The organism is Stenotrophomonas africana, assembly GCF_013004645.1.
GTDB lineage: Bacteria > Pseudomonadota > Gammaproteobacteria > Xanthomonadales > Xanthomonadaceae > Stenotrophomonas > Stenotrophomonas africana.
This window is the reverse complement of record NZ_JABEME010000029.1, coordinates 2501-5339: the sequence shown is the minus strand read 5'-3', so window position 1 is coordinate 5339 and position 2839 is coordinate 2501. Positions and strand designations below refer to the sequence as shown.

The following is a 2839-nucleotide window of genomic DNA, read 5'->3' as shown; positions in this document are numbered from 1 at the left end:
TAAACCCTGGCGATGACCTACTCTCGCATGGCTTGAGCCACACTACCATCGGCGCAGCTGCGTTTCACTTCCGAGTTCGGGATGGGATCGGGTGGTTCCACAGCGCTAATTTCACCAGGGAGGCTTTTGGAGAGTCGCACTCGTCCCTCGGGGACAAGGCGCCAGCCTCGCATAGTTCTTGTGACGTAGCGTGCACTTGGATGCTCTTACGACGCTGTCGTAAAGCCAAGGCAACTTGAGGTTATATGGTCAAGCCTCTCGGATCATTAGTATCAGTTAGCTCAATACATTGCTGTACTTACACACCTGACCTATCAACCACGTAGTCTACATGGTTCCTTCAGGGGGCTTGTGCCCCGGGAGATCTCATCTTGAGGCGCGCTTCCCGCTTAGATGCTTTCAGCGGTTATCGCTTCCGAACATAGCTACCCGGCAATGCCACTGGCGTGACAACCGGAACACCAGAGGTTCGTCCACTCCGGTCCTCTCGTACTAGGAGCAGCCCCTCTCAAATCTCCAACGCCCATGGCAGATAGGGACCGAACTGTCTCACGACGTTCTGAACCCAGCTCGCGTACCACTTTAAATGGCGAACAGCCATACCCTTGGGACCGACTACAGCCCCAGGATGTGATGAGCCGACATCGAGGTGCCAAACACCGCCGTCGATATGAACTCTTGGGCGGTATCAGCCTGTTATCCCCGGAGTACCTTTTATCCGTTGAGCGATGGCCCTTCCATACAGAACCACCGGATCACTAAGTCCTAGTTTCCTACCTGCTTGATCCGTCGATCTTGCAGTCAAGCACGCTTATGCCTTTGCACACAGTGCGCGATGTCCGACCGCGCTGAGCGTACCTTCGAGCTCCTCCGTTACTCTTTAGGAGGAGACCGCCCCAGTCAAACTACCCACCATACACGGTCCCCGACCCAGATAATGGGCCCAGGTTAGAACGTCAAGCACGACAGGGTGGTATTTCAAGGATGGCTCCACTGCAGCTAGCGCCACAGTTTCATAGCCTCCCACCTATCCTACACAGACGAACTCAACGTTCAGTGTAAAGCTATAGTAAAGGTTCACGGGGTCTTTCCGTCTTGCCACGGGAACGCTGCATCTTCACAGCGATTTCAATTTCACTGAGTCTCGGGTGGAGACAGCGCCGCTGTCGTTACGCCATTCGTGCAGGTCGGAACTTACCCGACAAGGAATTTCGCTACCTTAGGACCGTTATAGTTACGGCCGCCGTTTACTGGGGCTTCGATCAAGAGCTTCGCCTTGCGGCTGACCCCATCAATTAACCTTCCAGCACCGGGCAGGCGTCACACCCTATACGTCCACTTTCGTGTTTGCAGAGTGCTGTGTTTTTGATAAACAGTCGCAGCGGCCTGGTTACTGCGACCCTCTTCAGCTATAGCTCGCACGAGCCACCAAAAAGGGTGCACCTTCTCCCGAAGTTACGGTGCCATGTTGCCTAGTTCCTTCACCCGAGTTCTCTCAAGCGCCTGAGAATTCTCATCCTACCCACCTGTGTCGGTTTACGGTACGGTCTGCGTAAGCTGAAGCTTAGGAGCTTTTCCTGGAAGCGTGGTATCAGTGACTTTGCCATAAAGGCTCGTCTCGGTGCTCGGTCTTAGAGGATCCCGGATTTGCCAAAGATCCAAACCTACCGCCTTTCCCCAGGACAACCAACGCCTGGTACACCTAACCTTCTCCGTCCCTCCATCGCACTTACGCGAGGTGCAGGAATATTAACCTGCTTCCCATCGACTACGACTTTCGTCCTCGCCTTAGGGGCCGACTCACCCTGCGCCGATTAACGTTGCGCAAGGAAACCTTGGGCTTTCGGCGTGCGGGTTTTTCACCCGCATTATCGTTACTCATGTCAGCATTCGCACTTCCGATACCTCCAGCAGACTTCTCAATCCACCTTCAACGGCTTACGGAACGCTCCTCTACCGCGCATAACAAAGTTATGCACCCCAAGCTTCGGTTCACTGCTTAGCCCCGTTAAATCTTCCCCGCAGACCGACTCGACCAGTGAGCTATTACGCTTTCTTTAAAGGGTGGCTGCTTCTAAGCCAACCTCCTGGCTGTCTGTGCCTTTCCACATGGTTTTCCACTTAGCAGTGAATTTGGGACCTTAGCTGTGGGTCTGGGTTGTTTCCCTTTTCACGACGGACGTTAGCACCCGCCGTGTGTCTCCCATACAGTCCGTCTCGGTATTCGGAGTTTGCAATGGTTTGGTAAGTCGCGATGACCCCCTAGCCATAACAGTGCTCTACCCCCGAGAGGATACATATGAGGCGCTACCTAAATAGCTTTCGAGGAGAACCAGCTATCTCCGGGTTCGATTAGCTTTTCACTCCTAATCACACCTCATCCCCTACCTTTGCAACGGGAGTGGGTTCGGGCCTCCAGTGCGTGTTACCGCACCTTCACCCTGGGCATGACTAGATCACCCGGTTTCGGGTCTACTGCCCGCGACTATGCGCCCTTATCAGACTCGGTTTCCCTTCGCCTCCCCTATACGGTTAAGCTTGCCACGAACAGTAAGTCGCTGACCCATTATACAAAAGGTACGCAGTCACTCCTTGCGGAGCTCCTACTGCTTGTACGCACACGGTTTCAGGTTCTATTTCACTCCCCTCTCCGGGGTTCTTTTCGCCTTTCCCTCACGGTACTGGTTCACTATCGGTCGGTCAGTAGTATTTAGCCTTGGAGGATGGTCCCCCCATGTTCAGACAGGGTTTCACGTGCCCCGCCCTACTCGTCTTCACTGAAATGGCCCTTTCAGATACAGGGCTATCACCTTCTATGGCCGCTCTTTCCAGAGCGTTT

The 2839-nt window shown here is 54.0% G+C and carries 2 rRNA genes (1 of these 2 only partly in view); both read right to left on the bottom strand.

What is annotated here, in order from left to right:
• Positions 1-4 precede the first annotated feature (4 nt).
• Positions 5-119 (bottom strand): 5S ribosomal RNA (gene rrf, locus HLA98_RS21075).
• 126 nt (positions 120-245) lie between these two features.
• Positions 246-2839 (bottom strand): 23S ribosomal RNA (locus HLA98_RS21070); it runs 286 nt beyond the window's last position.